Source organism: Kocuria cellulosilytica (assembly GCF_040981245.1).
GTDB classification, from domain to species: Bacteria; Actinomycetota; Actinomycetes; order Actinomycetales; family Micrococcaceae; genus Kocuria; species Kocuria cellulosilytica.
Genome location: NZ_JAVFWZ010000169.1, coordinates 1 through 504 on the forward strand (window position 1 = coordinate 1; position 504 = coordinate 504).

1 pseudogene is annotated in these 504 nt (G+C 72.2%); it reads left to right on the forward strand.

The features are described from left to right. A pseudogene (locus RCG67_RS17535) lies at nucleotides 1-504 on the forward strand (hypothetical protein); the annotation flags it as partial.

The window sequence follows — 504 nt, forward strand, 5'->3', positions numbered from 1 at the left end:
GGCCCTGCTCAACTGGGAGCTGCTGGCCGCCCCGGGCCGCGTGTCGCTCCAGGAGGCGGTGGTCTTCCAGCTGATGGAGCGCAACGGCTCCGGATCGGTCTGGGAGAACGGCTCCGACCGCGCCACCCTCCTGCAGGGCTGGCTGCACTACGACCGGCACCTGATCGTGGGCGGCGTCCTGGCAGGACTCGTGTGCCTGACCCGCCGCAGCAGCGCGTGGCTCCCGGTGGCCGTCGCGGTCTTCTCGCTGCCCGTGCTCCTTCCCGACGGATACCTCCCGGCGATGTACGTCATCGGCATCGTGCCCTTCCTGGCGCTGTCCGTGGGCATCGCCCTCCAGATGCTGTGGAACCGGCTGCTGCGCACGACGCCCTCCTGGCGGTCCCGGACCGGCGCGGCAGCGCGGGGCACCGCCGTGGCGGCGCTCGTGGGGACCGTGGGGCTGGTCATCGCACCGCACTGGATCGCGCAGGACCGTGACCTGCTCACCCAGGAGGCGAACAC